The sequence below is a fragment of the Streptomyces sp. NPDC090127 genome, assembly GCF_044746945.1.
Classification (GTDB): Bacteria; Actinomycetota; Actinomycetes; order Streptomycetales; family Streptomycetaceae; genus Streptomyces.
Genome location: NZ_JBIVDE010000005.1, coordinates 554,232 through 580,853, shown reverse-complemented (window position 1 = coordinate 580,853; position 26,622 = coordinate 554,232). Strand labels below are relative to the sequence as shown.

At 73.7% G+C, this 26,622-nt stretch carries 20 protein-coding genes and 1 tRNA gene; 2 read left to right on the top strand and 19 right to left on the bottom strand.

The window, feature by feature from the left end:
• Nucleotides 1-10: 10 nt before the first annotated feature.
• Nucleotides 11-1,018, top strand: coding sequence for a helix-turn-helix domain-containing protein (locus ACIPPS_RS21520; protein WP_401434333.1), 1,008 nt, complete (start codon nt 11-13; stop codon nt 1,016-1,018).
• Nucleotides 1,019-1,032: 14 nt separating this feature from the next.
• Here ACIPPS_RS21520 and ACIPPS_RS21515 read toward each other — a convergent pair whose 3' ends face one another.
• From ACIPPS_RS21515 to ACIPPS_RS21460, 12 genes are all read right to left on the bottom strand, one after another.
• A complete protein-coding gene (locus ACIPPS_RS21515; protein ID WP_401434330.1) occupies nt 1,033-1,203 on the bottom strand; it encodes an MbtH family protein in 171 nt (56 codons plus the stop codon).
• Nucleotides 1,204-1,445: 242 nt separating this feature from the next.
• Nucleotides 1,446-1,519 (bottom strand) — tRNA-Thr (locus tag ACIPPS_RS21510).
• Between the two features lie 99 nt (nt 1,520-1,618).
• Nucleotides 1,619-3,199, bottom strand: coding sequence for an alpha/beta hydrolase (locus ACIPPS_RS21505; protein ID WP_401434328.1), 1,581 nt, complete (start codon nt 3,197-3,199; stop codon nt 1,619-1,621).
• A gap of 338 nt (nt 3,200-3,537) precedes the next feature.
• Nucleotides 3,538-4,740 carry a DNA polymerase III subunit delta' gene (locus ACIPPS_RS21500; RefSeq protein ID WP_401434325.1) on the bottom strand — a complete coding sequence of 401 codons (1,203 nt, stop codon included), beginning with the start codon at nt 4,738-4,740 and terminating at the stop codon, nt 3,538-3,540.
• A 294-nt stretch (nt 4,741-5,034) separates the two neighbouring features.
• Nucleotides 5,035-8,634 carry a dTMP kinase gene (gene tmk, locus ACIPPS_RS21495; protein WP_401434322.1) on the bottom strand — a complete coding sequence of 1,200 codons (3,600 nt, stop codon included), beginning with the start codon at nt 8,632-8,634 and terminating at the stop codon, nt 5,035-5,037.
• Nucleotides 8,635-8,754: 120 nt separating this feature from the next.
• On the bottom strand, nt 8,755-11,589 hold the full coding sequence (topA, locus tag ACIPPS_RS21490; protein WP_401434319.1) for a type I DNA topoisomerase: 2,835 nt from the start codon (nt 11,587-11,589) through the stop codon (nt 8,755-8,757).
• Nucleotides 11,590-11,826: 237 nt separating this feature from the next.
• The gene (locus ACIPPS_RS21485; protein ID WP_401434316.1) at nt 11,827-12,024 is read right to left on the bottom strand and encodes a hypothetical protein; all 198 of its coding nucleotides are present in this window, start codon (nt 12,022-12,024) and stop codon (nt 11,827-11,829) included.
• Nucleotides 12,025-12,493: 469 nt separating this feature from the next.
• Complete coding sequence (locus ACIPPS_RS21480; protein ID WP_401434314.1) at nt 12,494-14,065, bottom strand: methyltransferase; 1,572 nt, start codon at nt 14,063-14,065, stop codon at nt 12,494-12,496.
• A gap of 350 nt (nt 14,066-14,415) precedes the next feature.
• Entirely contained in the window at nt 14,416-15,051 is a 636-nt protein-coding gene (locus ACIPPS_RS21475; RefSeq protein ID WP_401434311.1) for a small secreted protein, read from the bottom strand.
• A 187-nt stretch (nt 15,052-15,238) separates the two neighbouring features.
• Nucleotides 15,239-17,671, bottom strand: a complete 2,433-nt coding sequence (locus tag ACIPPS_RS21470; protein WP_401434309.1) for a sodium-translocating pyrophosphatase — start codon at nt 17,669-17,671, stop codon at nt 15,239-15,241.
• Between the two features lie 292 nt (nt 17,672-17,963).
• Complete coding sequence (locus tag ACIPPS_RS21465) at nt 17,964-18,422, bottom strand: ATP-binding protein (protein ID WP_401434307.1); 459 nt, start codon at nt 18,420-18,422, stop codon at nt 17,964-17,966.
• A 92-nt stretch (nt 18,423-18,514) separates the two neighbouring features.
• Complete coding sequence (locus ACIPPS_RS21460) at nt 18,515-18,868, bottom strand: STAS domain-containing protein (RefSeq protein WP_137988538.1); 354 nt, start codon at nt 18,866-18,868, stop codon at nt 18,515-18,517.
• 79 nt (nt 18,869-18,947) lie between these two features.
• On the opposite strand from ACIPPS_RS21460, the gene ACIPPS_RS21455 reads away from it, so the two are divergent.
• Nucleotides 18,948-21,425, top strand: coding sequence for a DEAD/DEAH box helicase (locus tag ACIPPS_RS21455; protein ID WP_401434305.1), 2,478 nt, complete (start codon nt 18,948-18,950; stop codon nt 21,423-21,425).
• Here the strand turns inward: ACIPPS_RS21455 and ACIPPS_RS21450 are convergent.
• The 7 genes from ACIPPS_RS21450 to ssd all read right to left on the bottom strand — a co-directional run bounded on the left by ACIPPS_RS21450 (nt 21,367) and on the right by ssd (nt 26,449).
• On the bottom strand, nt 21,367-21,735 hold the full coding sequence (locus tag ACIPPS_RS21450) for an Rv3654c family TadE-like protein (protein ID WP_401434669.1): 369 nt from the start codon (nt 21,733-21,735) through the stop codon (nt 21,367-21,369). The genes ACIPPS_RS21455 and ACIPPS_RS21450 overlap by 59 nt on opposite strands.
• Nucleotides 21,736-21,794: 59 nt before the next feature.
• Complete coding sequence (locus ACIPPS_RS21445; protein WP_401434303.1) at nt 21,795-22,154, bottom strand: TadE family type IV pilus minor pilin; 360 nt, start codon at nt 22,152-22,154, stop codon at nt 21,795-21,797.
• Nucleotides 22,141-22,365, bottom strand: coding sequence for a DUF4244 domain-containing protein (locus ACIPPS_RS21440; RefSeq protein ID WP_401434301.1), 225 nt, complete (start codon nt 22,363-22,365; stop codon nt 22,141-22,143). Before ACIPPS_RS21440 ends, ACIPPS_RS21445 begins: the two co-directional genes overlap by 14 nt.
• 121 nt (nt 22,366-22,486) lie before the next feature.
• Nucleotides 22,487-23,281, bottom strand: a complete 795-nt coding sequence (locus tag ACIPPS_RS21435) for a type II secretion system F family protein (RefSeq protein WP_401434299.1) — start codon at nt 23,279-23,281, stop codon at nt 22,487-22,489.
• The gene (locus ACIPPS_RS21430; RefSeq protein ID WP_401434667.1) at nt 23,278-24,156 is read right to left on the bottom strand and encodes a type II secretion system F family protein; all 879 of its coding nucleotides are present in this window, start codon (nt 24,154-24,156) and stop codon (nt 23,278-23,280) included. Before ACIPPS_RS21430 ends, ACIPPS_RS21435 begins: the two co-directional genes overlap by 4 nt.
• Nucleotides 24,157-24,173: 17 nt before the next feature.
• Nucleotides 24,174-25,343 carry a TadA family conjugal transfer-associated ATPase gene (locus tag ACIPPS_RS21425; RefSeq protein WP_401434296.1) on the bottom strand — a complete coding sequence of 390 codons (1,170 nt, stop codon included), beginning with the start codon at nt 25,341-25,343 and terminating at the stop codon, nt 24,174-24,176.
• Entirely contained in the window at nt 25,340-26,449 is a 1,110-nt protein-coding gene (gene ssd / locus ACIPPS_RS21420) for a septum site-determining protein Ssd (RefSeq protein WP_401434293.1), read from the bottom strand. Before ssd ends, ACIPPS_RS21425 begins: the two co-directional genes overlap by 4 nt.
• Nucleotides 26,450-26,622 lie beyond the last annotated feature (173 nt).

Sequence of the window (26,622 nt, the reverse complement as noted above, 5' to 3'; positions counted from 1 at the left end):
AGGGGAACGCGTGCTCGAACTACTGGGACTGGATCAACCGACCGAGGCCGTGTACCGGGCGATGCTCACCCACCCCGAGACGGGAGCTCCCGCGCTGGCCGAACGGCTCGGCATACCGGAGGAATCGGTACGGGAGGCCTGGCGGCGACTGACGGACCTGTCGCTCGCCCAGTACCCCACCCACTCCCCGCCCGGCGCCTCCGCGCCGCCCCGGGCGGTCAGTCCCGAGGTCGGCCTGGAGTACCTGCTGACCCAGCGCGAGGCCGAGTTCGAGCTTCAGCGGCAGCGGATCGCGGGCGCCCGGGCGGCGGCGGAACGGCTGATCTCCGAGTACGAGGAACTGCGCCCGGCGGACCCGCCGGTGGGGGTGGAGCACCTCGCCACCCTGGACGAGATCCGGGCGCGGCTGGCGGTGCTCACCGAGAACGTACGGACCGAGGTGATGGCCTTCGCACCCGGCGGGGCGCAGACCGAGGCGAACATGGCCGCGTCCCGGCCCCTCAACGAACGGCTCCTCACCCAGGGGGTCGCGATGCGCACGATCTACCTGGACAGCGTGCGCAACAGCCCGGCGAGCGTGGCGCACGCCAAGTGGCTGACGGAGCTCGGCGGACAGGTCCGCACGGTGGCGACGCTCCCGCTGCGGCTGACGATCGTGGACCGGACGACGGCGGTCATCCCGGTCGACAGCGAGGACAGCAGCGCGGGCGGGGTCGTCCTCACGGGGCAGGGCATCCTGACGGCCCTGTGCACGCTCTTCGAGACGGTCTGGGCGGGCGCCCGTCCGCTGGGCGAGGCACCCCGCCGCGACGAGGCCGAACTCGACCACCAGGAGGCCGCGACCCTGCGCCTGCTGGCCGAGGGCCACACCGACGAGGGCATCGCCAAGCGCCTGGGCGTCTCCCACCGCACGGCCCGCCGCATCGCCACGGTCCTGATGGACCGCCTGGGCGCCCGCAGCCGCTTCGAGGCCGGCGCGAGAGCGGTCCAGAGAGGCTGGCTCCCCCAGGACCCGTGACAACAGCCCGGCCCCTACCGCACGCTCAGGGGTCGCTGATCGGTCCACACCCGGTCGATGTGCGCGAGGCACTCGTCCTTGGTCCCGGCCATCCCCGCGTCCCGCCAGCCCGCGGGCAGTTCACGCCCCTCGGCCCAGATCGAGTACTGCTCTTCCCCGTTGACGACAACGGTGAACCGCTCCACCCCGCACCTCCACGAACCACCCGGCCGACCATCCCGACCGACGCGACCCCACCCTGATCCCCCCACCCCACCCCCCACAACACCCACCCCATACGACCTCCCGAACACCTCTATCGCCCCAGCCGATCCCCCGCCACGCACCGGACGACGCACTCCCACCCCGCGGGCATCGCCCTCCGAACCGGCGCGTCAGGGCATGAAAAAGCCCCAGGTCACGGCGAGTGAGTCCTGGGGCTGATCCGAGCCGCCTTCGGGATTCGAACCCGAGACCTACGCATTACGAGTGCGTTGCTCTGGCCAACTGAGCTAAGGCGGCATGCCGTGCGATCCCAAGCTTGGGCGCAGCGGCCTCGCCAAGTCTACACAGTTTCCGGGGGTGCTCCTGACCACCCCGTGCGTGCTCCAGGACACCCCCTCACGTGCAGCGCTTCCCCGCCGTCGGGGGCGTGCCGTCGAGGAGGTAGGTGTTGATCGCGGAGTCGATGCAGTCGCTGCCCCGGCCGTACGCCGTGTGGCCGTCGCCCTCGTAGGTCAGGAGCGTGCCGGAGGAGAGCTGGTCCGCGAGGGACTGGGCCCACTTGTACGGGGTCGCCGGGTCGCGGGTGGTGCCGACGACGACGATGGGGGCGGCGCCCGCGGCGGTGATGCGGTGGGGGCGGCCGGTGGCGGGGACGGGCCATGAGGAGCAGTTCAGGGCCGCCCAGGCGAGCCCCTCGCCGAAGACCGGCGACGCCTTTTCGAAGGACGGGACCGCCCGCTCGACGTCCTGCGGGCCGGTGTACGCCGCCGGGAGGTCCAGGCAGTTCACGGCCGTGTTGGCGAACATCAGGTTCGTGTACGTGCCGTCCGCCTCGCGCTCGTAGTAGCTGTCGGCCAGCGCGAGCAGGCCCGCCCCCTCGCCACCCATCGCCCGTGTCAGCGCCTCGCGCAGCTGCGGCCACGCGCCCTCGTCGTACATCGCCGCGATCACCCCGGTCGTCGCCAGCGATTCGCCGAGCCGGCGGCTCTCGCCGGTCGGCACCGGCTCGGCGTCGACCGTACGGAAGAAGGCCTTCAGGTTGCCCGAGGCCGCGTCGGCCGACTCCGTGCCCAGCGGGCAGTCCGGCTTCTGGACGCAGTCGGCCGCGAAGGCCCGGAACGCGGTCTCGAAACCGGCGGTCTGGTCGCGCGCGAGGTCGACCGCGGGCAGCGAGGGGTCCATCGCCCCGTCCAGGACCAGTCGTCCGACCCGGCCGGGGAACAGCTCCGCGTACGTGGCGCCGAGGAAGGTCCCGTACGAGGCGCCCACGTAGTTCAGCCGCTCGTCGCCGAGGACCGCCCGCAGGATGTCCATGTCCCGGGCCGTCTCCACGGTGGAGACGTGCGGCAGGACCTGCCCCGAGCGCTTCGCGCAGCCCGCCGCGAACCCCTTGAAGGCCGCCGTCAGGGCCGTCGTCTCGGCGCCGTCGTCCGGGGTCTGGTCGACCTGCGTGAAGCTGTCCATCTGCGGTCCCGTCAGGCACTCGACGGGCTCGCTGCGGGCGACCCCCCGCGGGTCCACGGCGACCATGTCGTAGCGGGCGCGGACCTGCACGGGATAGCCGATGCCCGCGAAGCCCTGGAGGTAGCCGACGGCCGAGCCGCCGGGCCCGCCCGGGTTGACCAGGAGTGAGCCGAGGCGCTTGCCGGGGCCGGTGGCCGCGACCCGGGAGACCGCCAGCTTGATCTCACCGGCCGCCGGCTTCGCGTAGTCGAGCGGAGCGCGGAGCGTCGCGCACTGGAACTTCGGCGTCCCGCACTCCCGCCAGGTCAGCTTCTGCGCGTAGAAGCTCCGCAGCGCCGGGTCGGGTGTGGTGGGTGCGGCGGATGCGGCGGGGCCGGCCTGCGAGACCGCCGAGGTCGCGCCCGCCGGCGCGGCGGCGTCGCTTCCGCCGGTGCAGCCGGAGAGGATCAGCCCGGCGGCGGCCAGGGCCGTCGTGGACGTACGGAGCAAACGCCTGGGGTGCCTGGAGTCCATCCCCGGAGCGTATCCGTACGAGTACGGAACGTGTCCAATCGCGTGGGCTCGGCAACCTCCCGCCCGGCGGCCCCTCTCACCCGCCCAGCGGGCCCTCGCGCCCGGCGGCCACGTGGCCTCATCCCCCCGGCGGCCTCATCCGCCCGGCTGGCCCTCCCGTCCGACGGGCCCTTCCCCCCGGCGGCCTCATCCGCCCGGCTGGCCCTTCCGCTCAGCGGATGCTCCCGCCCGGGCCTCCGCGCCCAGTCGCGCAGCGGCTCAGTCACGCAGGGGCTCAGTCACGCAGCGGCTCAGTCACGCAGCGGCTCAGTCACGCAGCGGCTCAGTCACGCAGGGGCTCAGTCGCGGAGGGACATCGTCATCGCCTCCACCGCGAGCAGCGGGGCCACGTTCCGGTCCAGTGCCTCGCGGCAGGCGAGCACCGCCTCGATCCGGCGCAGTGTCCGCTCGGGCGGGGTGTCCCGGGCGATCCGCTCCACCGCGTCACGCACGTCCTCGTTGGCGATCGGGGTCCGGGCCCGGAGCTGGAGGGTCAGCACGTCTCTGTAGAAACCGGTCAGGTCGGTGAGCGCGAGGTCCAGGCTGTCGCGCTGCGTACGCGTCTTGCGCCGCTTCTGCCGCTCCTCCAGCTCCTTCATCGCCCCGGCCGTGCCCCGCGGCATCCGCCCGCCCTGGCCGCCGCCGAGGGCGGCCTTCAGCTCCTCGGTCTCCTTGACGTCGACCTCCTCGGCGACCTCCTTGGCGTCCTCGCCGGCCGCGTCGATCAGCTCCTGGGCCGCCTTGAGGCAGCCACCGACGTCACCGACCCGCTGCGGCAGCTTCAGGACGACGGCCCGGCGGGCCCGGGCGCGCTCGTCCGTGGCCAGCCGCCGTGCCCGGTCGATGTGGCCCTGGGTGGCGCGGGCGGCCGCCGCAGCGACCTGGGGCTCGATGCCGTCCCGGCGGACGAGCACGTCCGCGACCGCGTCCACCGGGGGCGTCCGCAGGGTCAGGTGGCGGCAGCGGGAACGGATGGTGGGCAGCACGTCCTCCAGGGAGGGCGCGCAGAGCAGCCAGACCGTGCGCGGCGCGGGCTCCTCGACCGCCTTCAGGAGCACGTTCCCCGCGCCCTCGGTGAGCCGGTCGGCGTCCTCCAGGACGATCACCTGCCAGCGGCCGCCCGCCGGGGAGAGCTGGGCGCGCCGGACGAGGTCACGGGTCTCCTTCACACCGATGGAGAGCAGGTCCGTCCGCACGACCTCCACGTCCGCGTGGGTCCCGACCAGCGCGGTGTGGCAACCGTCGCAGAACCCGCACCCCGGCGCCCCGCCGAGCGCCCGGTCCGGGCTCACGCACTGCAACGCGGCCGCGAACGCCCGTGCCGCCGTCGCCCGCCCGGAGCCGGGGGGCCCGGTGAAGAGCCAGGCGTGGGTCATCTTGGACGCCTCGGGGGCCGGCGCACCGGCGGCATGGGCGGTCACGAGCGTGTCGGCGTCCCGCGCGGCGGCGGCCAGCTGCTCCTCGACGCGCGTCTGCCCGACCAGGTCGTCCCATACGCCCATGTGCCCTCCTCAGGTACGCCCCCCATTGTGGGGCACCCCACTGACACCCCCGGCCGGGCCGACTGCCTCCACCGGATGCCCGATGCCGGGCCGCCAGGCGGCCGGGCCGCCAGAGGGCCAGAGGGGCCGGATGCCGGGCGGCCGGAGAGCCGGATGCCACACGGTCGAATTCCGAACGGCGGCCGTCCGGCACATCGCCCGCCGACAGCGGACGGGCCGCCCCCCTGCCCAGGGGACGGCCCGTCCGTCGTTCACGGCAGCCAGGCCGAAGCCGCCCGCCGCCCGCCGCTCGGCTCAGCGGCCCCGGCCCCGGCCCCGGCGGCGGCCGTCGTTGTCGTCGTCGTCGTGCGGGCCGAGGAGCTCGTCCGCCAGGGTGGGCAGGTCGTCCAGCGGGGTCTCCTCCGCCCAGTCGGAGCGACGCTTCGGGCGGCCCTGCTCGTCGAGCTGGGGCAGTTCACGCGTCCGGTCGTTCGATCCGGCGCCCCCGGACCCGGCCGCCTCGTCGCGGAAGATGCCCGGCGGAACCCGGTCGGCCGGGTCCGTGTCCCGTACGGAAGGCAGGACGGCCGTCTCGTCCGGAGCCGGGATCTGCGGCAGGACCGTCGTCTCCTCGGCGTCCCGCACCGGACGGAGAACCGTGGTCTCCTCCTCGGGCCGGGGAGCGTCCGGCCGGACGACCGGCGTGGGGACGGTGACCTCGTTCGGCGACACCACGGGCACCGTCTGCGTCACGTCGTCGGACCCCGCCGCGGGCCCCGCCGCGGGCCGCCTGCCGGACCGCGCGTCGGCCCGAGCCTCGGACCCCGCCGCGGACCGCCCCTCGGACCCCGCGTCGGACCGCGCCTCGGCCCCCGCGTCGGACCGCCCGCCGGACCAGTTCTCGGATCGCGGGTCACGCCCGCCGTCGAACGCCCCGTCAGCCCGCGCGCCCGGCTTGGCGTCCGGCTTGGCGTCCGGCTTGGCGCCCGGCTTGGCGTCCGGCTTGGCGTCCGGCTTGACGATCGGCGTCGGGACCGTGATCTCGTTCGCCGACTCCGCAGCCGTACGGGTCTCCCGCGCCGCCGACCCCGCCGCCTTCACGGACTCGGCCCGGCGCCGGGCCTCCGCGACCTCCGCCGCCTTCTCCGCCTCCGCCGCGGCCTTGGCCACCGCGGCCGCCTCTGCGGCCCGCGCCGCCTCCGCCGCCTGCTGTGCCCGCGCCGCCTTCTCGGCCTCCGCGGCCCGCGCCGCTTCCGCGGCCCTGGTGGCCTCCGCGGCCCGCGCCGCCTCGGCCGCGCGCTCCGCCTCTGCGGCGGCCGCGGCCTCAGCCGCCGCCTTCCGCGCCGACTCCTCGGCCGCCTTCGAGGCGGCCGCCTCGGCGAGGCGACGGGCCTCCTCCGCCCGCAGCAGGGCCTCTTCGGCCTTGCGCTGCTTCTCCAGGCGGCGCTCCTCCGCCTCCGCGCGCAGCCGGGCCTCTTCCTCGGCCTGCTTGCGGCGGCGTTCCTCCTCGGCGCGGCGGGCCTTCTCCTCGGCCTCGCGCCGCTTGCGCTCCTCCTCGGCGGCCAGCCGGGCCTCCTCGGCACGGCGGCGGGCCTCCTCGGCCTGACGCTCGGCCTCGCGGCGCCGCGCCTCTTCCTCCTCCTGGCGCTTGCGCTCCTCCTCCTCGGCACGGAGCTTGGCGAGCTGCTGCTGGCGCTCGCGCTCCAGCCGCTCCTCCTCCGCCTTGCGCGCGGCCTCTTCCTCCGCCTTGCGGCGCGCCTCCTCCTCGGCCTTGCGGCGCGCCTCCTCCTGGGCCTTCACCTCGGCCTCGGACAGCGGCAGCATCCGGTCGAGCCGGTGCCGTACGACGGTGGTGACGGCCTCCGGCTCCTGACCGGCGTCGACGACGAGGTAGCGGCCGGGGTCTCCGGCGGCGAGGGTGAGGAAACCGGCCCGCACGCGCGCGTGGAACTCCGGCGGCTCCGACTCCAGTCGGTCCGGCGCCTCGGTGAACCGTTCCCGCGCGGCCTCCGGCGAGACGTCGAGCAGGACAGTCAGATGCGGGACGAGTCCGCCGGTCGCCCAGCGGTTGATCCGGGCGATCTCCGTCGGCGACAGGTCACGCCCGGCGCCCTGGTAGGCCACGGACGAGTCGATGTACCGGTCGGAGATCACCACCGCGCCCCGCTCCAGGGCGGGCTTGACCAGCGAGTCGACGTGCTCGGCACGGTCGGCGGCGTACAGCAGCGCCTCGGCGCGGTTCGAGAGACCGGCGCTGGAGACGTCGAGCAGGATCGAGCGCAGTCGCTTGCCGATCGGCGTGGCGCCCGGCTCGCGGGTGACGACGACCTCGTGGCCCTTGGCGCGGATCCACTCGGCGAGCGCCTCGGCCTGGGTGGACTTGCCGGCGCCGTCGCCGCCCTCCAGGGCGATGAAGAAGCCGGTGGGGGCGGGCGCCTGGGCCGGGTCGGCGCCGCGCAGCGCGTCCCGCAGATCGCGCCGCAGCGGTACGCCGGACCGGTCGTCGGTCTTGGCGAGGACGAGCGCGGCGACGGGCAGCAGCAGCGCGCCGACCAGCATCAGCGTGAACGCGGCGCCGCCGTGGGCGAAGACGAAGCTGCCCGAGGCGAGCCGGTGCGGCCCGATCGCGGCGGCGAGCAGCGGCGCGCCGAGCGCGCCGACGGCCATGGCGACCCGGACGACGGCCTGGAGGTGGTCGGTGACCCGGGGGCGCCGGGCGTCCTCGGTCTCCAGGTCGATGAGCGTGTGGCCGGTGTGGGCGGCGACCCCGGCCGCGTACCCGGCGAGGACGGCGAGGAGCAGCACCGTGGCCGTGTCCGGCACGAGGCCCATCGCGAGCAGCGCTATCCCGGTGAGGGCGATCGCGAGGGCGAGGAGCCGGCGGCGGGAGAGTACGGGAAGCACGGAACCGGCGGTCCTGATGCCGACGGCGGTGGCGCCGCTCAGCGCGAGGACCAGCAGCGCGAAGGTGACCGGACCGCCGCCGAGGTCGTACGCGTGGAGGACGGCGACGGCCGCCGCGGCGGCGATCCCGCCGGCGACCGTGGCGCAGGCGATGACGAGCAGTCCGACCGCGCCCGTGCGGCCCTTCTCGGCCGTCGGGCGGCGCAGGCCCTCCAACGGCGAACGCGGCCGCGGCGTCTGGCCGCCGGGCAGCTCGATGAAGTACAGGACGGAGAGGGAGGCGGCGAACAGGCCGGCGGCGACGTACGAGGCGAGGGCGGCCTGATGCAGCGTGAACCAGTCGATACCGGCGCCCAGCAGGTTGCTGAGCAGCGTGGCGACCAGGAGCGCGGCGGCGGCGGCCGGGACGGCCAGGAAGCCCGTCCGCAGCGAGAGTCGGCGCAGCGCGTCGAGGTGGTCCGGCAGCGGGCGTACGGCCGCGCCCTCCAACGGCGGCGCGGGCAGCAGCGCCGGGGCGGCGCCCTCGCGGGCGATGGTCGACAGCCGTTCGGCGGCGCCCGCGACGAAGACGGTGCCGAGCAGGAACCACAGGGCGCTGGCCGGGGTCCAGTCGATCCACAGGGGCGCGACCACGAGCAGCACGATCCGCAGACCGTCGGCCCCGATCATGGTCCAGCGCCGGTCGAGCGGACCGCTGGGCCCGGTCAGGGTGGTGAGCGGACCGAGCAGGACGGCACCGAACACCACCGAGGCGAGCAGCCGGGCGCCGACCACGGCGGCCACGGCCAACGCGGCACCGCGGTACCCGCCGCCGAAGGCCTGCTCGAAGACGGCGGCCTGGAGCCCCAGCAGCACCAGCACAAGCACAGCGAGCACGTCACCCGCCCCACCGACCAACTGCGCGCTCCACAACCGTCGCAAGGGTGGATGGCGCAAAAGCGCCCGTACGGCACGCTCCCTGGAGTCTGCGACAAGCGCGACGTCGGAGTCTGGCTGCTCTGCTCGCGTCATCCGTCCACCCTATCCGGACCCTCTGACTCCCCGTGGCCTCCGTCCGAACAAACGTCGGGTGGCCGGGAAACACGTAAGGGGCGAGGGTCCATGACCCCCGCCCCTTACCCGCTCAGAGCCTTACTCCGACTTCGCCGCTGTCGTCTTCTTCGCGGCCGTCGTCTTCTTCGTCGCGGCGGTCTTCGCCGTCGTCGTCTTCTTCGCGGCGGTCTTCTTGGCCGCCGTCTTCTTCGCCGGGGCGGCCTTCTTGGCGGCCGTCTTCTTCGCGGGCGCCTTCTTGGCCGTCTTCTTCGCCGGCCCCTTGGCCCGCTTCTCGGCGAGCAGTTCGAAGCCGCGCTCCGGCGTGATCTCCTCGACGCTGTCGCCGGTCCGCAGGGTCGCGTTGGTCTCGCCGTCGGTGACGTACGGGCCGAAGCGACCGTCCTTGACGACCACCGGCTTCTCGCTGACCGGGTCGACACCCAGCTCCTTCAGCGGCGGCTTGGCGGCCGCCCGGCCACGCTGCTTGGGCTGCGCGTAGATCGCGAGCGCCTCCTCCAGCGTGATCGTGAAGAGCTGCTCCTCCTCCGTCAGCGACCGCGAGTCCGTGCCCTTCTTCAGGTACGGGCCGTAGCGGCCGTTCTGCGCCGTGATCTCGACGCCCTCCGCGTCCGCCCCGACCACGCGCGGCAGGGACATCAGCTTGAGCGCGTCCTCCAGCGTGACCGTGTCGAGCGCCATGGATTTGAAGAGCGAGGCGGTCCGCGGCTTCACCGCGTTCTTGCCGGTCTTCGGGGTGTCCTCGGGCAGGATCTCGGTGACGTACGGGCCGTACCGGCCGTCCTTCGCGACGATCTGGTTGCCGCTGACCGGGTCCACGCCCAGCTCGAAGTCGCCGCTCGGCTTGGCGAGCAGCTCCTCGGCGTGCGCGACCGTCAGCTCGTCGGGCGGGAGGTCCTCGGGCACGTCGGCCCGCTGGTGGCCCTCGGTGTCCTTCTCGCCCCGCTCGACGTACGGGCCGTACCGCCCGACGCGCAGCATGATGCCGTCGCCGACCGGGAAGGAGGAGATCTCCCGGGCGTCGATCGCGCCGAGGTCGGTCACCAGCTCCTTCAGACCGCCGAGGTGGTCGCCGTCGCCGTTCCCGGCGTCCGCCGCGCCGCCCGCGGTGGAGGCCTCGCCCTCACCGAAGTAGAAACGCTTCAGCCACGGCACCGCCTGGGCCTCGCCCCGCGCGATGCGGTCGAGGTCGTCCTCCATCTTGGCGGTGAAGGAGTAGTCGACGAGCCGGCCGAAGTGCTTCTCCAGGAGGTTGACCACGGCGAAGGAGAGGAACGACGGCACGAGCGCCGTCCCCTTCTTGAAGACGTAGCCGCGGTCCAGGATCGTGCCGATGATCGACGCGTACGTCGACGGGCGGCCGATCTCGCGCTCTTCGAGCTCCTTGACCAGGCTGGCCTCGGTGTAACGGGCCGGCGGCTTGGTCGCGTGGCCGTCGACGGTGATCTCCTCGGCCGACAGCGCGTCGCCCTCGGAGACCTGCGGCAGCCGGCGCTCACGGTCGTCGAGCTCGGCGTTCGGGTCGTCGGCCCCCTCCACGTACGCCTTCATGAAGCCGTGGAAGGTGATCGTCTTGCCGGAGGCGCTGAACTCGGCGTCCCGGCCGTCGGCCGCCCGGCCGCCGATCTTCACCGTGACCGAGTTCCCGGTCGCGTCCTTCATCTGGGAGGCGACGGTCCGCTTCCAGATGAGCTCGTAGAGCCGGAACTGGTCGCCCGTCAGGCCGGTCTCCGCCGGGGTGCGGAAACGATCACCCGAAGGGCGAATCGCCTCGTGCGCCTCCTGCGCGTTCTTGACCTTGCCCGCGTAGACCCGCGGCTTCTCCGGCAGGTAGTCGGCGCCGTACAACTGCGTGACCTGCGCACGAGCCGCCGAGACGGCCGTGTCGGAGAGGACCGTGGAGTCCGTACGCATGTAGGTGATGAAGCCGTTCTCGTACAGCTTCTGGGCGACCTGCATGGTCGCCTTCGCGCCGAAGCCCAGCTTCCGGCTCGCCTCCTGCTGGAGGGTCGTCGTACGGAAGGGGGCGTACGGGGAGCGGCGGTACGGCTTCGACTCGACCGACCGGACGCTGAACGAGGTGTCGGTGAGCGAGGCGGCGAGCGCCCGCGCCTTCTCCTCGTCGAGGTGGAGCACGTTCGCGCTCTTCAGCTGCCCGTCGGCGCCGAAGTCACGGCCCTGGGCGACCCGCGCTCCGTCGACCGTGTTCAGCCGGGCGACCAGCGACGACGGGTCGGAGGAGTCTCCGGCGCGGCCGGTGGAGAAGGTGCCGGTGAGGTCCCAGTACTCGGCGGAGCGGAAGGCGATGCGCTCGCGCTCACGCTCGACGACGAGCCGGGTGGCGACGGACTGGACACGGCCGGCGGACAGGCCGCGCATGACCTTCTTCCACAGGACCGGCGAGACCTCGTAGCCGTAGAGACGGTCGAGGATGCGGCGGGTCTCCTGGGCGTCCACCATGCGCTTGTTCAGCTCGCGCGGGTTGCGGACGGCCTCCTGGATCGCGTCCTTGGTGATCTCGTGGAAGACCATCCGGTGGACCGGGACCTTGGGCTTCAGGACTTCGAGGAGGTGCCACGCGATGGCCTCGCCCTCGCGGTCCTCATCGGTGGCGAGGAAGAGCTCGTCGACCCCGGCCAGCTGCTCCTTGAGCTTCCTGACCTGCGCCTTCTTGTCGGCGTTGACGACATAGATGGGCTGGAAGTCGTGCTCGACGTCGACACCGAGGCGGCGCACCTCACCGGTGTACTTCTCCGGCACCTCCGCGGCGCCGCTGGGGAGGTCGCGGATGTGCCCGACGCTCGCCTCGACGACGTAGCCGGGGCCGAGGTAGCCCTTGATCGTCTTCGCCTTGGCAGGCGACTCGACGATGACGAGTCGGCGGCCGCCCTGTGCGGTCTCGCTGGTCGGGGACAACTTCGCTCTTCTCTCCGGTCGACGCTCGGTGGCACGTACGGCGCTGGCACTCCGCCGGCTCGCACAGCGGCGCCACACCTGGTGACGCTGCCGTCGCTGCGGAGTGTGACGGTACAACCCGCCCCCGTGTCAAACGGCGAAAGCCCGCAACGGCCACTCGAACGGTAACCCGACTCCTGGCATTCCTGCCGCCCGGACTCCCGGTCCTGTGGGGCGCGGCCAAGCGGAACGACCTCGTCACACCCGCCCGAAGCACCACACCCCGAGGAGGAGGAAACTCGATCCGAAGATCGTCGTGAGCGTGGCGGCGACCCGCGTGGCGACCCCCTGCGCGACGGGTTCGCCGTGCGCCACGCGCACCCCCGTCCACAGCAGCAGTGCGGCTCCGAACAGCGCGAACGCCGTTCCGGCGAAGATCGCAGGCCCGCTCTCCATGCCCGTACCCCGTTCCCTTCACGGGCCCTGATGGCCCTGGAGGCCGAGGCTGGCACCTCCCGGCGTCACTGGCGCGAATTCGGGGTGAACGACGCGGGCGGTCCCGTACGGGTTCACGAATATGGCCGGTAGTGCCCCACCGCCGGCCATCTCGTTCGTCACATCGCGGCCGGGCGCGGCGTGTCGGGGGTCACCTCACCGCACGAGGGACCGGGGCGTCGGGAGAGGTGACGGGGCCGCGGCGGATTCGGCTTCCGGCCTCGGCGGCGACCGGACTCCGCCGGGGCGGCTGACTTCGGGCCGTCGGAGAGGCGGCCAGGCCCCGCCGGGGCGTCGGCTTCACGCCGTCGGAGAGGCGATCGGGGCGCCCGGGGTGTCGGCCTCAGGCCGTCGGAGAAGCGGCCAGGCTCCGCTGGGGCGTCGGCTTCACGCCGTCGGAGAGGCGATCGGGGCGCCCGGGGTGTCGGCCTCAGGCCGTCGGGAGCAGGAAGCCCTCCTCCACGAGGAGCCGGATGGCCTGCGGGGTGCGGTCCCGCAGCAGCACCGGGTCCTCGCCCATCAGCTGACCGATCGCGTCCAGGATCCGGCCCGCGCTGAGCGTCCCGTCGCAGACGCCCGCGAACCCGGCGCCCACGTGGTCCACCTTGGTCGCGCGCCGCATGCCCCGGTTCTGCCGCAGCACGACGTGCTCCGGGTCCTCGGCGCCCGGCAGCCCCACCTGCTCCTGCACGACCTCCGGCGCGAGGGTGAAGTGGTCGGCGAGCAGGGCCGCGTCGTCGCGCGACCGCAGGTAGTCCTGGCGCTCGAAGTGGGCGCGCACGGTGTCGCCGAGGGGCTGCTCGACGGGGTGCGGCCACTCCTCGATCACGATCGACGGCTCGGCCGCGCCGGAGGCCACGGCCGCGTTCTTGCGCAGGGTGATCCACCCGAAGCCGACGCCCTTGGTCTTCCGGGCCTCGAACTCGTCCAGCCACGCCCCGTACCGCTCCGCGTACGCCGCCGGGTCCGCGCGGTGGTCGCCGCTGTCCCGCAGCCACAGCTCGGCGTACTGCGTGACGTCCTGGACCTCGCGCTGCACGATCCAGGCGTCGCAGCCGCGCGGCACCCAGGAGCGCAGCCGGTCCTGCCACTCCTCGCCCTCGACGTGCTGCCAGTTGGCGAGGAACTGGGCGTATCCGCCGTCGTTGAGCCGCTCCCCCGCCTGCTGCACGAGCGTGCGGCACAGGTCGTCGCCGGCCATCCCGCCGTCGCGGTACGTGAGGCGGGCGCCCGGGGAGATGACGAACGGCGGGTTGGAGACGATCAGGTCGTACGTGTCGCCGTCGACCGGCTCGAAGAGCGAACCCCGCAACAGCTCCGCCTCGCGGGCCCCGGAGAGCGCGAGGGTGAGGCGGGTGAAGTCCAGGGCGCGCGGGTTCAGGTCGGTCGCGGTGACCAGCGTGGCGTGCTGGGCGGCGTGCAGGGCCTGGATGCCGGAGCCGGTGCCGAGGTCGAGCGCGGAGGACACCGGCGTACGGACGGTGATGCCGGCCAGGGTCGTGGAGGCGCCGCCGACGCCGAGGACGACGCCCTCGTCCTTGCTGCCGATGCCGCCGGCGCCGCCGACCGCGCAGCCCAGGTCGGAGACGATGAACCAGTCCTGCCCGTCGGGCCCGCCGTACGGCCTGATGTCCACGGTGGCGCCGACCTGGCCGCCGCTGCCCTGACCGCCGGTCTCCTGGCCGTCGGTGTCACCGTCCTCCGTGAGCTGGACCAGCCAGCCGTCCTTCAGGCACTCCTCCAGCGGCAGCGCGGCGGCGGCGCGGGCGTGGGAGACGGGGCGCTGGAGGAGGAAGAGCCGCACGAGCGTCTCCAGCGCGGAGTCCCCCCGGGTGGCCCGGAGCGCGGGCACGGTCTCGCTGCGGGCGAGCGCGGTGTAGGCGGGGGCGCCGAGCAGTTCGAGCAGGCCGTCGGCGGTGAAGTCGGCGGCGAGCAGGGCCTCGCGGAGCCGGGCGGCGTGCGCGGGGACGGGGAGGCGGGAGGTCAGGCTGGTCGTACTCACCCCACCATTGTGGCGGCCGCCACCGACAATGCCGCGTCAGCCCCGCCCGACGGCACGGGCCGCCGACCGCCTACCGCACACGAAGGGCCCCGGTCGACGGCACCGGCCGCGTACCGCAGGCACGCGAAGGCCCCGGGCGAGGCGTGCTCGTCCGGGGCCCTCGTACGACACCAGGGGACTCGTACGTCGCCCGGGACTCGTACGACACCACGGGACTCGCACGACACCCAGGGCTCGCACGACACCCAGGGCTCGCACGACACCAGAGGGCTCGCACGACACCCAGGGCTCGCACGACACCAGAGGGCTCGTACGTGACCCGGGGCTCGTACGACACTCGGAGGTCGGTGCTACTCCGAGGACTTGCTCGCGGAACCCGACGGCGTGGCGGAGGCCTTGCCCGACGGCGTGGAGCCCGCCTTCGGGGAGGCGGAGCCGGCGGGCGAGGGGGTCGCCTTCTGGCAGCCCGGCTGCTTCGCCATGGCCGTGCCCAGTTCACCGGACTGGAGCTTGGCCAGCGCGTCCTGGTCCATCTTCTCGATCTTCTTCAGGCCGTCGGCGACGTCCTGCAGACCGTCCGCGAACTTCTGCTGGTTGTTCGGGTCGAGCGCGTCGACCTGCTTCTTCAGCCCCTCGTAGGCCACCGCCGTGGCGTTGAGCTCCGTGACCGCGTCCTGCTGGAGCTTCTCGCCGTTGTCGACCGGCGGAACTCCCGCGCCCTCGATGGCCTTGGCCAGGGCACGGTCCGCGTTGGCGATGTCCTGGAAGGCCTTCGAGTCGGCGGCCTGGATGTCGGCCGGCTTCCCGTCCGCGGCCGTGGAGATGATCAGTTGCTGGGCGTCGGCCCGCTTCTGGATCTGGGGCTTCGCCTGGTCGCAGACCGTCTTGGCCCAGTCGTTCACCTTGTCGCCGTCGTCGCTGCAGCCGGACAGCGTGAGCACCAGTACAGCGGCGCCTGACAGCGCGACAGCAAGCTTCTTGTTCACGGATCGGTCCCTTCCAAGGCTCTCGGCCCCGGAACATACACGCCGAGCGGGCGCCATCCACCTTTCGTGCGACGGATTCGTCCCCTATTGCAGCCGATTGCACCAAGGGAGACACGCCTCACGCCGGTCGCGCCGACGGGCGGACAGCACGTCAGTACGTGCTGCCCGCCCGCCTTCTGAGCTGGTGTTACGAAATCACCGGAGCATCCGGTGAGGCGGCCGATCGGCGCGCGGCGTTGCCTTCGTCACCCACGTCCCCGTTCACGCCGTCGCTCTCGTCGTCCCCGACGACCACGGAGCGTCGCTTGGAGATGTAGACCGCGACGACGATGACGGCGATCGCGAGGATCGCGACCAGGGTCCGCAGTGCGCCGCTGGCGTCGTCGCCGTAGCTGAACTGCACCACGGCGGGCGCGATCAGCAGGGCGACCAGGTTCATCACCTTGAGCAGCGGGTTGATGGCCGGGCCCGCGGTGTCCTTGAACGGGTCGCCGACGGTGTCGCCGATGACCGTCGCGGCATGCGCCTCGCTGCCCTTGCCGCCGTGGTGGCCGTCCTCGACGAGCTTCTTGGCGTTGTCCCAGGCGCCGCCGGAGTTGGCGAGGAAGACCGCCATCAGGGTGCCGGTCGCGATGGCGCCGGCGAGGTACGAGCCGAGCGCGCCGACGCCGAGGCTGAAGCCGACCGCGATCGGCGCCATCACGGCGAGCAGCCCGGGCGTGGCGAGCTCGCGCAGCGCGTCCTTGGTACAGATGTCGACGACCCGTCCGTACTCGGGCTTCTCGGTGTAGTCCATGATCCCGGGGTGCTCGCGGAACTGCCGCCGCACCTCGTAGACCACCGCGCCGGCCGAGCGCGAGACCGCGTTGATCGCGAGGCCGGAGAAGAGGAAGACGACCGCCGCGCCGAGGACCATCCCGAAGAGGTTGTTGGGCTGCGAGATGTCCATCGAGAGATTCATCTCGGAGGCCTTGGCCCCGACGTCGGACACCGCCGTGGCGATGGCGTCCCGGTACGAACCGAAGAGCGCGGCCGCCGCCAGGACGGCGGTGGCGATGGCGATGCCCTTGGTGATGGCCTTGGTGGTGTTGCCGACGGCGTCCAGGTCGGTGAGGACCTGCGCGCCCGCGCCCTGGACGTCGCCGGACATCTCGGCGATGCCCTGCGCGTTGTCGGAGACCGGGCCGAAGGTGTCCATGGCGACGATCACACCGACGGTGGTGAGCAGTCCGGTACCGGCCAGGGCGACGGCGAAGAGCGCCAGCATGATGGACGTACCGCCGAGCAGGAACGCGCCGTAGACCCCGAGGCCGATGAGCAGGGCCGTGTAGACGGCGGACTCCAGGCCGATGGAGATGCCGGCGAGGACGACGGTGGCGGGGCCGGTGAGCGAGGACTTGCCGATGTCCCTGACCGGGCGCCGGGTCGTCTCCGTGAAGTAGCCGGTGAGCTGCTGGATCAGCGCGGCCAGGACGATGCCGATGGCGACGGCGACCAGGGCGAGGACCCGCGGGTCGCCGGGGTGGTCCTGGATCCCGGCCTCGGTGACGCCCTTGAGGTCGGCGTAGGAGGACGGCAGGTAGGCGTAGACGGCGACCGCCACCAGGGCGAGGGAGATCACTGCGGAGATGAAGAAGCCGCGGTTGATGGCGGACATTCCGCTGCGGTCGGAGCGCCGCGGGGCGACCGCGAAGATACCGATCATCGCGGTGATCACACCGATCGCCGGGACGATCAGCGGAAAGGCGAGGCCGAGGTCGCCGAAGGCGGCCTTGCCCAGGATGAGCGCGGCGACGAGCGTGACGGCGTACGACTCGAAGAGGTCGGCGGCCATGCCCGCGCAGTCGCCGACGTTGTCGCCCACGTTGTCGGCGATGGTCGCCGCGTTGCGCGGGTCGTCCTCGGGGATGCCCTGCTCGACCTTGCCGACGAGGTCGGCGCCGACGTCGGCCGCCTTCGTGAAGATGCCGCCGCCGACACGCATGAACATGGCGATGAGGGCCGCTCCCAGGCCGAAGCCCTCCAGAACCTTGGGCGCGTCGGCGGCGTAGACGAGGACGACACAGGCGGCACCGAGCAGACCGAGGCCCACGGTGAACATGCCGACCACTCCGCCCGTGCGGAAAGCGATCTTCATGGCCTTGTGGGAGACGTCCGTCAGATCCTTTTCCGGTTCTCCCGGCGCCGGGGTCGCCTCTCGCGCGGCTGCGGCCACGCGTACATTCGCCCGTACGGCGAGACGCATGCCGATGTATCCGGTGGCCGCCGAGAAAAGCGCACCCACCAGGAAGAACAGAGAACGTCCGGCGCGCTGCGACCAGGTGTCGGCGGGCAGCAGCATCAGCAGGAAGAACACGACGACGGCAAAGATGCCGAGGGTGCGCAACTGCCGTGCGAGATAGGCGTTGGCGCCTTCCTGCACGGCGGCGGCGATCTCCTTCATCGAGTCGGTGCCCTCACCGGCGGCCAGCACCTGGCGTACCAGCACCTGGGCGACGAGCAGAGCGGCGAGCGCGACGGCCGCGATGACGATCACGATCGTACGGTTCTCGTCCGTGAGTACCGCTGCGGCGAGAGAAGTGGGGTGTCCGGCCAGTTCTGGGTTGAAGAGCCCCGCCATTCGTCCTCCTTGACGTTGCGAGCTCAAGATGTGGACGGATTGTAGGGAGCGGAACCTGATCAAAACAGGGCGCCGCAATGGAATTCACCATTGCCACGATCTTCCCACCGAATGCGGTAATGGGCCCAAAGCATTGACACATGATCGATGATCTGGACAAATGAGAAGAGGCCCTGCTCGGCAGGGCCTCTTCTCATGATCTCGAATTGTCCGACCGGAGCGACGGCGACGGGCCGATCGAAGCGGTCGATCGCACCGGGCCGGTCGAAGCGGGTCGATCGGAGCGCGTCGGTCAGGGGAGCACGACCGCCGGCGTCGTCGGCCAGCTCATCCTGATGACCCCGCCCTCCTCGCCGGCCCGCACCTCGACGTCGTCGACGAGCCCGCGGATCACCGCGAGACCCATCTCGTCCTCGCCGTCGGCGTCGTCGAACTCCTCGACCGGAGCCTCGTCCCGCGCACCGGGCACACCGGCGGCATCGGCCGCCGCCACGCCCGCGCCCGGCACCTCGTCGCCGACCTCGATGGAGAACGTCTTCTCCTCCTCGGTCAGCACGACCCGGACGGGAGTGATGACGTCGTTGCTGCGGTGCAGCCCGACGGCGCGGGAGCACGCCTCACCGACCGCGAGTCTGACCTCGTCGAGGACCGCCTCGTCCACCCCGGCCCGGCGCGCCACCGCGGCCGCCACGAGGCGGGCCGTGCGGACGTGCTCGGGCTGGGCGCTGAAGCGGAGTTCGACGGTGGCCATGCGGTCCCCCTGAAAACGTCTGGGCGGGCAACTCGGAGGACCGGGCGTGCCAGACCCGGTTCTCCACTCCTTCTTCCGACCTGGGCCGGCCGTCAGTCGGTGGCGTTGACAGCCTCGTCGACCGTGGTGTGAATGGGGAACACCTTGGTCAGACCCGTGATCCGGAAGATCTTGAGAATGCGCTCCTGGTTGCAGACCAGGCGCAGCGAGCCTTCGTGCGCGCGCACGCGCTTCAGGCCGCCCACCAGCACGCCGAGGCCGGTCGAGTCGAGGAAGTCCACGCCTTCCATGTCGACAACCAGGTGGTAGCTGCCGTCGTTCACCAACTCGACCAACTGCTCGCGCAGCTTGGGCGCGGTATACACATCAATCTCGCCACCGACCTCGACGACCGTACGGTCGCCACTCGGGCCGGACACATTGCGAGTCGACAGGGACAGGTCCACGGATCCTCCAGCACCTTGCTATCGAGCGGTCGTTCCTCAAGTCTCCCCGGCGGAGTCGGGGGACGGATCGCCAGCCGCGATGGCATTCAATCACTTACCAGCAGCCATGCACGACGCCTTGGGAGCATTGTCCGTCACGCCAGTGACACACTCGGTGCCGATGGCCAAGAATCACCGCCCCAGTCGTCCAGCCGGGGACAGGGGCAGCCGCCCCTCTCCCGGCATGGTCCTCGACCGGCTCTCCTCGGGAGAGAGCCGAGCCGCGCGCATCACTCATACGGAGCACTTGCCCGCCCGGGCGGGTCGGCATGCAGTCTGGCCGCATCGCATCCGGCCGGAGGTGATCGCCGCCATCCAGGCGGCGGGCATCGAGCACCCCTGGGCCCACCAGGCCCAGGCCGCCGAGCTCGCCCTGGACGGCGAATCCGTGGTGATCGCCACGGGTACCGCCTCGGGCAAGTCGCTGGCGTACCTCGCCCCCGTCCTGTCGACCCTCCTGGACGGCTCGGAGGCCGCCAACGGCCGGGGGACCACCGCGCTCTACCTGTCGCCCACCAAGGCCCTCGCCGCCGACCAGCGCCGCGCGGTCCGGGAGCTGGCGGCTCCGCTCGGCAACCGGATCCGGCCCGCCGTCTACGACGGCGACACGCCCGTCGAGGAACGCGAGTGGGTCCGCCAGTACGCGAACTACGTGCTGACCAATCCCGACATGCTGCACCGGGGCATACTCCCCTCCCACCCCAGGTGGTCCTCCTTCCTGCGCTCCCTGCGCTACGTCGTGATCGACGAGTGCCACACCTACCGGGGCGTCTTCGGCTCCCACGTCGCCCAGGTGCTGCGCCGTCTGCGCCGCGTCTGCGCCCGGTACGGCGCGGACCCCGTCTTCCTGCTCGCCTCCGCCACCTCGGCCGAGCCGGCCCTCGCCGCGGGCCGGCTGACCGGCCTGCCGGTCGCGGAGGTCGCCGACGACGCCTCCCCACGCGGCGAGCTGGTCTTCGCCCTCTGGGAGCCGCCGCTGACCGAGCTGCACGGCGAGCAGGGCGCCCCGGTGCGCCGTACGGCCACCGCCGAGACCGCCGATCTGCTGACCGACCTGACCGTCCAGGGCGTCCGCTCGGTGGCCTTCGTCCGCTCCCGGCGCGGCGCGGAGCTGATCTCGGTCATCGCCCAGGAGCGGCTCGCCGAGGTCGACCGCTCGCTGGCCCGCCGCGTCGCCGCCTACCGCGGCGGCTACCTCCCCGAGGAGCGCCGGGCCCTGGAACGCGCCCTGCACTCGGGCGAACTCCTCGGGCTTGCCGCCACGACGGCCCTGGAGCTGGGCGTGGACGTCTCGGGGCTCGACGCCGTGGTGATCGCCGGGTACCCGGGCACCCGGGCCTCCCTGTGGCAGCAGGCGGGCCGCGCCGGCCGCTCGGGCGAGGGCGCCCTGGCGATCCTGGTGGCCCGGGACGACCCGCTGGACACCTTCCTGGTCCACCATCCCGAGGCGCTCTTCCAGCAGCCGGTCGAGTCGACCGTCCTCGACCCCGACAACCCCTACGTCCTCGCCCCGCACCTGTGCGCCGCCGCCGCCGAGCTGCCGCTGACCGACGCCGACCTGGCCCTCTTCGGCCCGGCCGTCACCGAGCTGCTGCCCCAGCTGGAGGGCGCCGGACTGCTCCGGAAACGCTCCACCGGCTGGTACTGGACCCGCCGCGAGCGGGCCGCCGACCTGACCGACATCCGGGGCGGGGGCGGCAGCCCCGTCCAGATCGTGGAGGCCGCCACCGGCCGCCTCCTCGGCACGGTCGACGAGGCCGCCTCCCACACCGCCGTCCACGAGGGCGCCGTCCACCTCCACCAGGGCCGTACGTACGTGGTGAAGACCCTGGACCTGAAGGACTCCGTGGCCCTCGTCGAGGAGGCCTCCCCGCCGTACTCGACCACCGCCCGCGACACCACCTCCATCTCCGTCCTGGAGACCGACACCGAGATCCCCTGGGGCGCCGGCCGCCTCTGCTACGGCTCCGTCGAGGTCACCAACCAGGTCGTCTCCTTCCTGCGCCGCCGCCTGATCACCGGCGAGGTGCTCGGCGAGACCAAGCTCGACCTGCCGCCCCGCACCCTGCGCACCCGGGCCGTGTGGTGGACGGTGACCGAGGACCAGCTGGACGCCGCCCGGATCAACCCGGAGATCCTCGGCGGGGCCCTGCACGCCGCCGAACACGCCTCCATCGGCCTGCTGCCGCTCTTCGCCACCTGCGACCGCTGGGACATCGGCGGGGTCTCCGTGCCGCTCCACCCCGACACCCTGCTGCCCACCGTCTTCGTCTACGACGGGCATCCGGGCGGCGCGGGCTTCGCCGAGCGGGCCTTCCACACCGCCCGCACCTGGCTGACGGCCACCAGGGAGGCGATCTCCTCCTGCGAGTGCGAGGCGGGCTGCCCCTCCTGCATCCAGTCCCCCAAGTGCGGCAACGGCAACGACCCGCTCCACAAGCGCGGCGCCGTGCGCCTGCTCACGGAACTGCTGCGGGAAGCCCCGGCAGCGCCCCAGGAGGCCCCGCCCGCGCCCTGACCGCCGGCGCGTACGGCCCGAGGCGCACCGCCGCCGTCACGTCCGCGACGTCGCCCCGCACGGAGCACCGCACCACGGCCGCCCCCTGCGCCGCGGCGACCCGGGCGGCCGCGGCGCAGGCGGTCTCCTCGCCCCACAGGGCCCGGTCGGCGGCGGCGAGCGCGGCCAGATCCGCGGCCCCGCCCGCCCGGTGCCGGGCAGCCACCGCCTGCCCCAGCGCGAGGACGGCGCCGAACACCACGCACAGGACACAGGCCGCGAAGGCGGTCCACACCGTCGCCACTCCCCGGTCCCGGCCGGGGCCCCGCATCGGAGCCACCGCCGTACCCCTCCCGGCCGCGCCGGGAGCCCCCACGCTCCGGCCGCCGCTCACGGCGCCGTCACCCCCACCGTGTCCTCGGCGAGGGCCGCCGCGCCCGCGCGCAGCGTCAGGCCCATCCCGCCGGGACCGGGGGCCGGGGCCTCCACGGTCACCCGCCACAGTTCGCCCGAACGGGTGACCGAGACCCGGGCGCCCTCCGGCGCGGCCGCCCGCGCGGCGGCCTCGGCGCCGGACACCGGCTCCGACCTGGCCACCGCCCGGGCCCCGGCCCGCGCCGCGTCCACGCACTGGATCTGCGCCGCGGCGGCGGCGAGCGCCCAGACCAGGGCCATGGTGAACACCACCAGCGCGGGCAGGACCATCGCCGCCTCCACGGTCACGACGCCCCGGTCGTCAGAACGGCGCATCGAGCGCCTTCCCGATCACGGACTCCAGCGCTCCGGAGACCGATCCACTGGTCACGATCTTGTACAGGATCGTCGCGAAGCCGGCCGCCGCGATCGTCCCCATCGCGTACTCCGACGTGGTCATCCCCGCGTCGCCCCGGGCCGCGGCCCGCCGCACCCGCCACCACGCGCCGCCCGTCCACCGCTTCTGCTTCCCCTGCGTCCCGGTCATGCCAACCCCCATGTGTTGTCGTCGTTTTCGTCTTCGTGTTCGTGGTCGTGTTCGTCGTCGAGTTCGTGGTCGTGTTCGTCGTGGTCGCGTTCGTCGTCGTGCCGGTCTTCGTGGCCTCCGGTCAGTTCCGCAGCAGTCCGGTCGCGAGGCCGATCACCACCGGGGCCACACCCACCGCGAGGAACGCGGGCAGGAAGCAGAGCCCCACGGGCGCGGTGATCAGGACCTGGGCCCGCTGGGCCCGGGCCGCCGCCCTGCGGGCCCGGTCGGCGCGCAGGTCGGCCGCGTGGCGCGAGACGGCCTCGGCCGCGGGCGCCCCGGAGGAGCCGGATCGTTCGAGGCATCGGGCCAGCCCCTCGGCGCCGGGTATCGCGCCGAACCTCCGCCACACGTCGGCCGGTTCGCCGCCGAGCCGCAGCTCCGCGGACGTGCGCATCAACCGCTCGCCGACCGGTCCGCCCAGCGACCGCCCGACCGCCTCCGCCGCCTCGACCGGACCCGCTCCGGCGGACGCGCAGGCCGCCAACAGGTCCGCCGCCAGCGGCAACTGCCGCGCCGCCTCTTCCTGGTCACCGGCCGCTGGTACCCGTCGCGCACGCCACCGCCGTACGCCCAGGCCCGCCGCCACCCCGGCGAGGATTCCCGGCACCCCACCGACGAGGGCACACCCGAGGGCCGTCGCCGCGAGCGGGGCGGCCCAGGTCCGCAGCCACAGCGGCCATCCGCTCCCGAACCGTCGACCGCGCACCGGCCGGCTGCCCAGCAGGGCCTCGATCCGCCTCCGGGTCCTCCGCTCACGTCGCCGGTCGACCACCGTCCAGAACGCCCAGGCCAACGAGGCGAGCACCACGACCAGCACCCCCAGCCTGTGGACGAACCCCCCGGCAGGGCCCACAAGTCCCGCCACAGCGGTCACACCCGCTCCCCTCCTCGCACGATCCGGGCCGCCCACCACAGGCCGACCGCCTCCAGGGCCGCGCCGACGGCCAGACACCCGAGACCCACAGGCGTGTGCAGCAGCACGTACAGCGGGCGGGCGCCGAGCGCCGAACCGAGCACGAGTCCCACGGCCGGGAGCACCGCGAGGACGGCCACCGTCGCCCAGGCACCAGCCAGTTGGGCCCGCAGGCGCTCCCGCTGGTCCCGGTGCTCCCGCAGCGCCGCCTCCAGCCGGTCGAGTCCCGCGGCCAGCCCCGCGCCGCCGTCCACCGCGACCTGCCAGCAGGCCGCCAGACCGGCCAGCCCGTCCGCCCCGTCCTGGCGCGCCGCCCTCCGCAGCGCCCCGGCCACATCGCCGCCGAACCGGGCCGCCGCGAGCACCTCCGCCTCCTCCCGCGGCCCGAGCGCCCCCGCCGTCCTGACCGCGAACAGCAGGGCCCCCGCAGGCTGCCGCCCCGCCCTCAGCTCGGCCGCGACCGTGCCGCAGAGGCCCACCACGGCGTCCGAGCGCGCCTCCCTCGCCCTGCGGAGCGCCGCCGCCCGCAGCCGGCGCCCGACCAGGGGCACCGCGACCGCCCCCGCCACCAACGGCAGCGGAGACTCCCCGAGGACCGCGAGGACCGCCGCCACCGCCAGACAGAGCCAGGCACGCCGCCCCCGCACAGCGGCCCACCATCGCTCGCCGACCGCCCACCAGGACGGACCGGACCGGTCCGGGGCCCTTTCAAGCCCCTGGGCGCCCGGAGCACCGACGCCCGCGAGCACCAGCCGCGCCCTGCGCAGGCCCCGCCCCCGCTCGGCCACCCGCCACAACGCGGCCCCGGCGCACAGCACCGCCGCACCGTGGACCATCGCCCACTGGCTCCCGCTCACGAGCCACCCCCGATCAGCGACCGCAGCCGCTCCCAGCCGCGCTCCCGCTCGAACCCGGACGCGCCCCAGCGCAGCGCGGGAACGGTCACGACCAGACCCTCGCGATCCCGCTCCAGGACATGGATCTCCGCGATCCGCCGGCGCCCCGCCCGGTCCCGTACGAGATGCAGCACCGCCGACAGGCCCGCGCCCAACTGGCTGTGCAGCGCGGCCCGGTCCAGTCCGGCGGCCGTCCCGAGGGCTTCGAGCCGGGCCGGTACGTCCGCGGCCGTATTGGCGTGCAGCGTGCCCGAGCCGCCCTCATGGCCGGTGTTCAGCGCGGCCAGCAGGTCGACCGCCTCCCCGCCCCGCACCTCGCCGACCACCAGCCGGTCCGGTCGCATCCGCAGCGCCTGCCGGACCAGGTCCCGCAGGGTCACCAGACCGGCGCCCTCCTGGTTCGCGGGTCGCGCCTCCAGACGCACCACGTGCGGATGGTCGGGCCGCAGTTCGGCCGAGTCCTCGGCGAGGACGATCCGCTCCCGCTCTCCGACGAGACCGAGCAGCGTGGACAGCAACGTCGTCTTTCCCGACCCCGTGCCTCCGGAGATCAGATAGGAGACCCTGGCCTCGATCAGGGCGCGCAGGATCCGCTCGCCACCGGGCGGGACGGTGCCCGCCCGGGTCAACTCCCCCACGGAGAACGCGCGGGGCCGCACCACCCGCAGCGACAGGCACGTCGATCCGACGGCCACCGGTGGCAGGACCGCGTGCATCCGGGTCCCGTCCGGGAGCCGGGCGTCCACCCAGGGGCGGGCGTCGTCCAGGCGTCGGCCGGCGACCGCCGCGAGCCGCTGTGCGAGCCGGCGCACGGCCGGGGCGTCCGGGAAGCGGACGGCGGTCAGTTCGAGGCCGGCGCCCCGGTCGACCCAGACCCGGTCGGGGGCGGAGACCAGCACATCGGTGACGTCGGGGTCGGCGAGCAGCGACTCCAGCGGGCCGGTGCCGACCAGTTCGCTCCGCAACGCCTCGGCCGCGCCCAGGACCTCCGTGTCGCCCAGGAGCCGCCCCTGCGCCCGCAGCGCCGCCGCGACCCTGGCCGGTGTCGGTTCGGCTCCGCTCTCGGCGAGCCGCCGGCGTACGGCCTCCAGGAGTCCCGCGCCGCCCTCGTGCGCCGTGGCCGTCATGAGACGGCCTCCGGGGCGAGCGCACGCTCCCAGAACGCGGCGCAGAACCGGCCGAGCGGGCCGCGCGCCTCGCCGCCCGGCGGCGCCCCGCCGTCGAGCGCGGCCAGGAGCCCCGGGTCGTGCGGGAGTTCCCCCGCGAGCGGCAGCCCCAGGGTGTCCGCGACCCACTGCTCGTCGATCCCCGGCGCATACGGTCCGCGGACCACGGCGCGCAGGTCGTCCAGCACCCCACCCACGAGGGAGGCGACCCGGTGGGCCGCGGCGACGGCCCGCAACTCGCCCGGGACCACGAGCAGTCCGAGGTCCATCTGGGCCAGCGCCTCGGTCACCGGCTCGTCGATCCGGCGGGGCAGGTCCACGACGACGATGCCGCCCCTCCTGCGGGCCGCAGCGAGCACGGCGCGCATGGCCTCGGCCGGCACCTGGACCTCCTCGCCACGGTCCCAGCTGAGCACCCGCAGTCCGCGCACCGAGGGCAGCGACTCCTCCAGGGCGCCGCCACCGACGCGGCCCTTGGAGGCGACGAAGTCGGGCCACCGCCTGCCTTCGGCCCGCTCCCCTCCGAGCAGGACGTCCAGGCCGCCGCCGAGCGGGTCGCCGTCCACGAGCAGGGTGCGCCGCCCGGTCCTGGCGGCGGCCAGCGCGAGCGCGCAGGCCAGGGTGGAGGCCCCCGCCCCGCCGCGTCCGCCGATGACGCCGACGGTCAGGGCCTGCCGGCCCGCGCCCTCCGCCGCATCGGCGATGCGGTCCACCAGCCAGCTCTCGGCGTCCGGCAGCCGCAGCACACAGTCGGCGCCGATCTCCACGGCTCGCCGCCACACGTCGGGGTCGTCGGGATCGTCCCGTTCCCGGCCGACGAGGATCACCCCCTGCCTGCGCGCCGCCCCACGGCAGCGCGCCGCGGCGTCGTCGCCGACCAGGACGAGCGGGGCGTCGGCCCAACTGGCTCGGCGCTCCGGCACGGTGTGGTGCACCTCGGGCTCGGCTCCCGCGGCGGCGCACAGCCGCAGCAGGTCGTCGAGGAGCGCGAGGTCCTCGGTCACGATCAGCGGGCCGCCCACCCGGACGTCCTCCGACGATCCGGCCGCCCCCAGAGTCCCGCGCACTTCAGAAGCCCCGCGCGCTCCCGAAGCCCCGCGCACCCCCAGAGCCCCGCGCACCCCCCCAGGCCCGCCCGGCCTCCAGGCGGCCGGCGTGCTCGCCTCCCGCGCCGCCCCGCTCCACCTCGAAACGCCGTCCGCCCGCGAAGGCCCCGAGGTCCTGAAAGTCATGGTTCCCG

Coding starts and splice junctions, on each gene's coding strand:
- tmk (WP_401434322.1), bottom strand. CDS start 8,634: ATGACGCGAGCAGAGCAGCCAGACTCCGACGTCGCGCTTGTCGCAGAC.
- ACIPPS_RS21440 (WP_401434301.1), bottom strand. CDS start 22,365: ATGACCGGGACGCAGGGGAAGCAGAAGCGGTGGACGGGCGGCGCGTGG.
- ACIPPS_RS21445 (WP_401434303.1), bottom strand. CDS start 22,154: ATGCGCCGTTCTGACGACCGGGGCGTCGTGACCGTGGAGGCGGCGATG.
- ACIPPS_RS21455 (WP_401434305.1), top strand. CDS start 18,948: ATGGCATTCAATCACTTACCAGCAGCCATGCACGACGCCTTGGGAGCA.
- ACIPPS_RS21430 (WP_401434667.1), bottom strand. CDS start 24,156: ATGGTCCACGGTGCGGCGGTGCTGTGCGCCGGGGCCGCGTTGTGGCGG.
- ACIPPS_RS21450 (WP_401434669.1), bottom strand. CDS start 21,735: ATGCGGGGCCCCGGCCGGGACCGGGGAGTGGCGACGGTGTGGACCGCC.
- ACIPPS_RS21470 (WP_401434309.1), bottom strand. CDS start 17,671: ATGGCGGGGCTCTTCAACCCAGAACTGGCCGGACACCCCACTTCTCTC.
- ACIPPS_RS21485 (WP_401434316.1), bottom strand. CDS start 12,024: ATGGAGAGCGGGCCTGCGATCTTCGCCGGAACGGCGTTCGCGCTGTTC.
- ACIPPS_RS21500 (WP_401434325.1), bottom strand. CDS start 4,740: ATGGGCGTATGGGACGACCTGGTCGGGCAGACGCGCGTCGAGGAGCAG.
- ACIPPS_RS21425 (WP_401434296.1), bottom strand. CDS start 25,343: ATGACGGCCACGGCGCACGAGGGCGGCGCGGGACTCCTGGAGGCCGTA.
- ACIPPS_RS21505 (WP_401434328.1), bottom strand. CDS start 3,199: ATGGACTCCAGGCACCCCAGGCGTTTGCTCCGTACGTCCACGACGGCC.
- ACIPPS_RS21465 (WP_401434307.1), bottom strand. CDS start 18,422: ATGGCCACCGTCGAACTCCGCTTCAGCGCCCAGCCCGAGCACGTCCGC.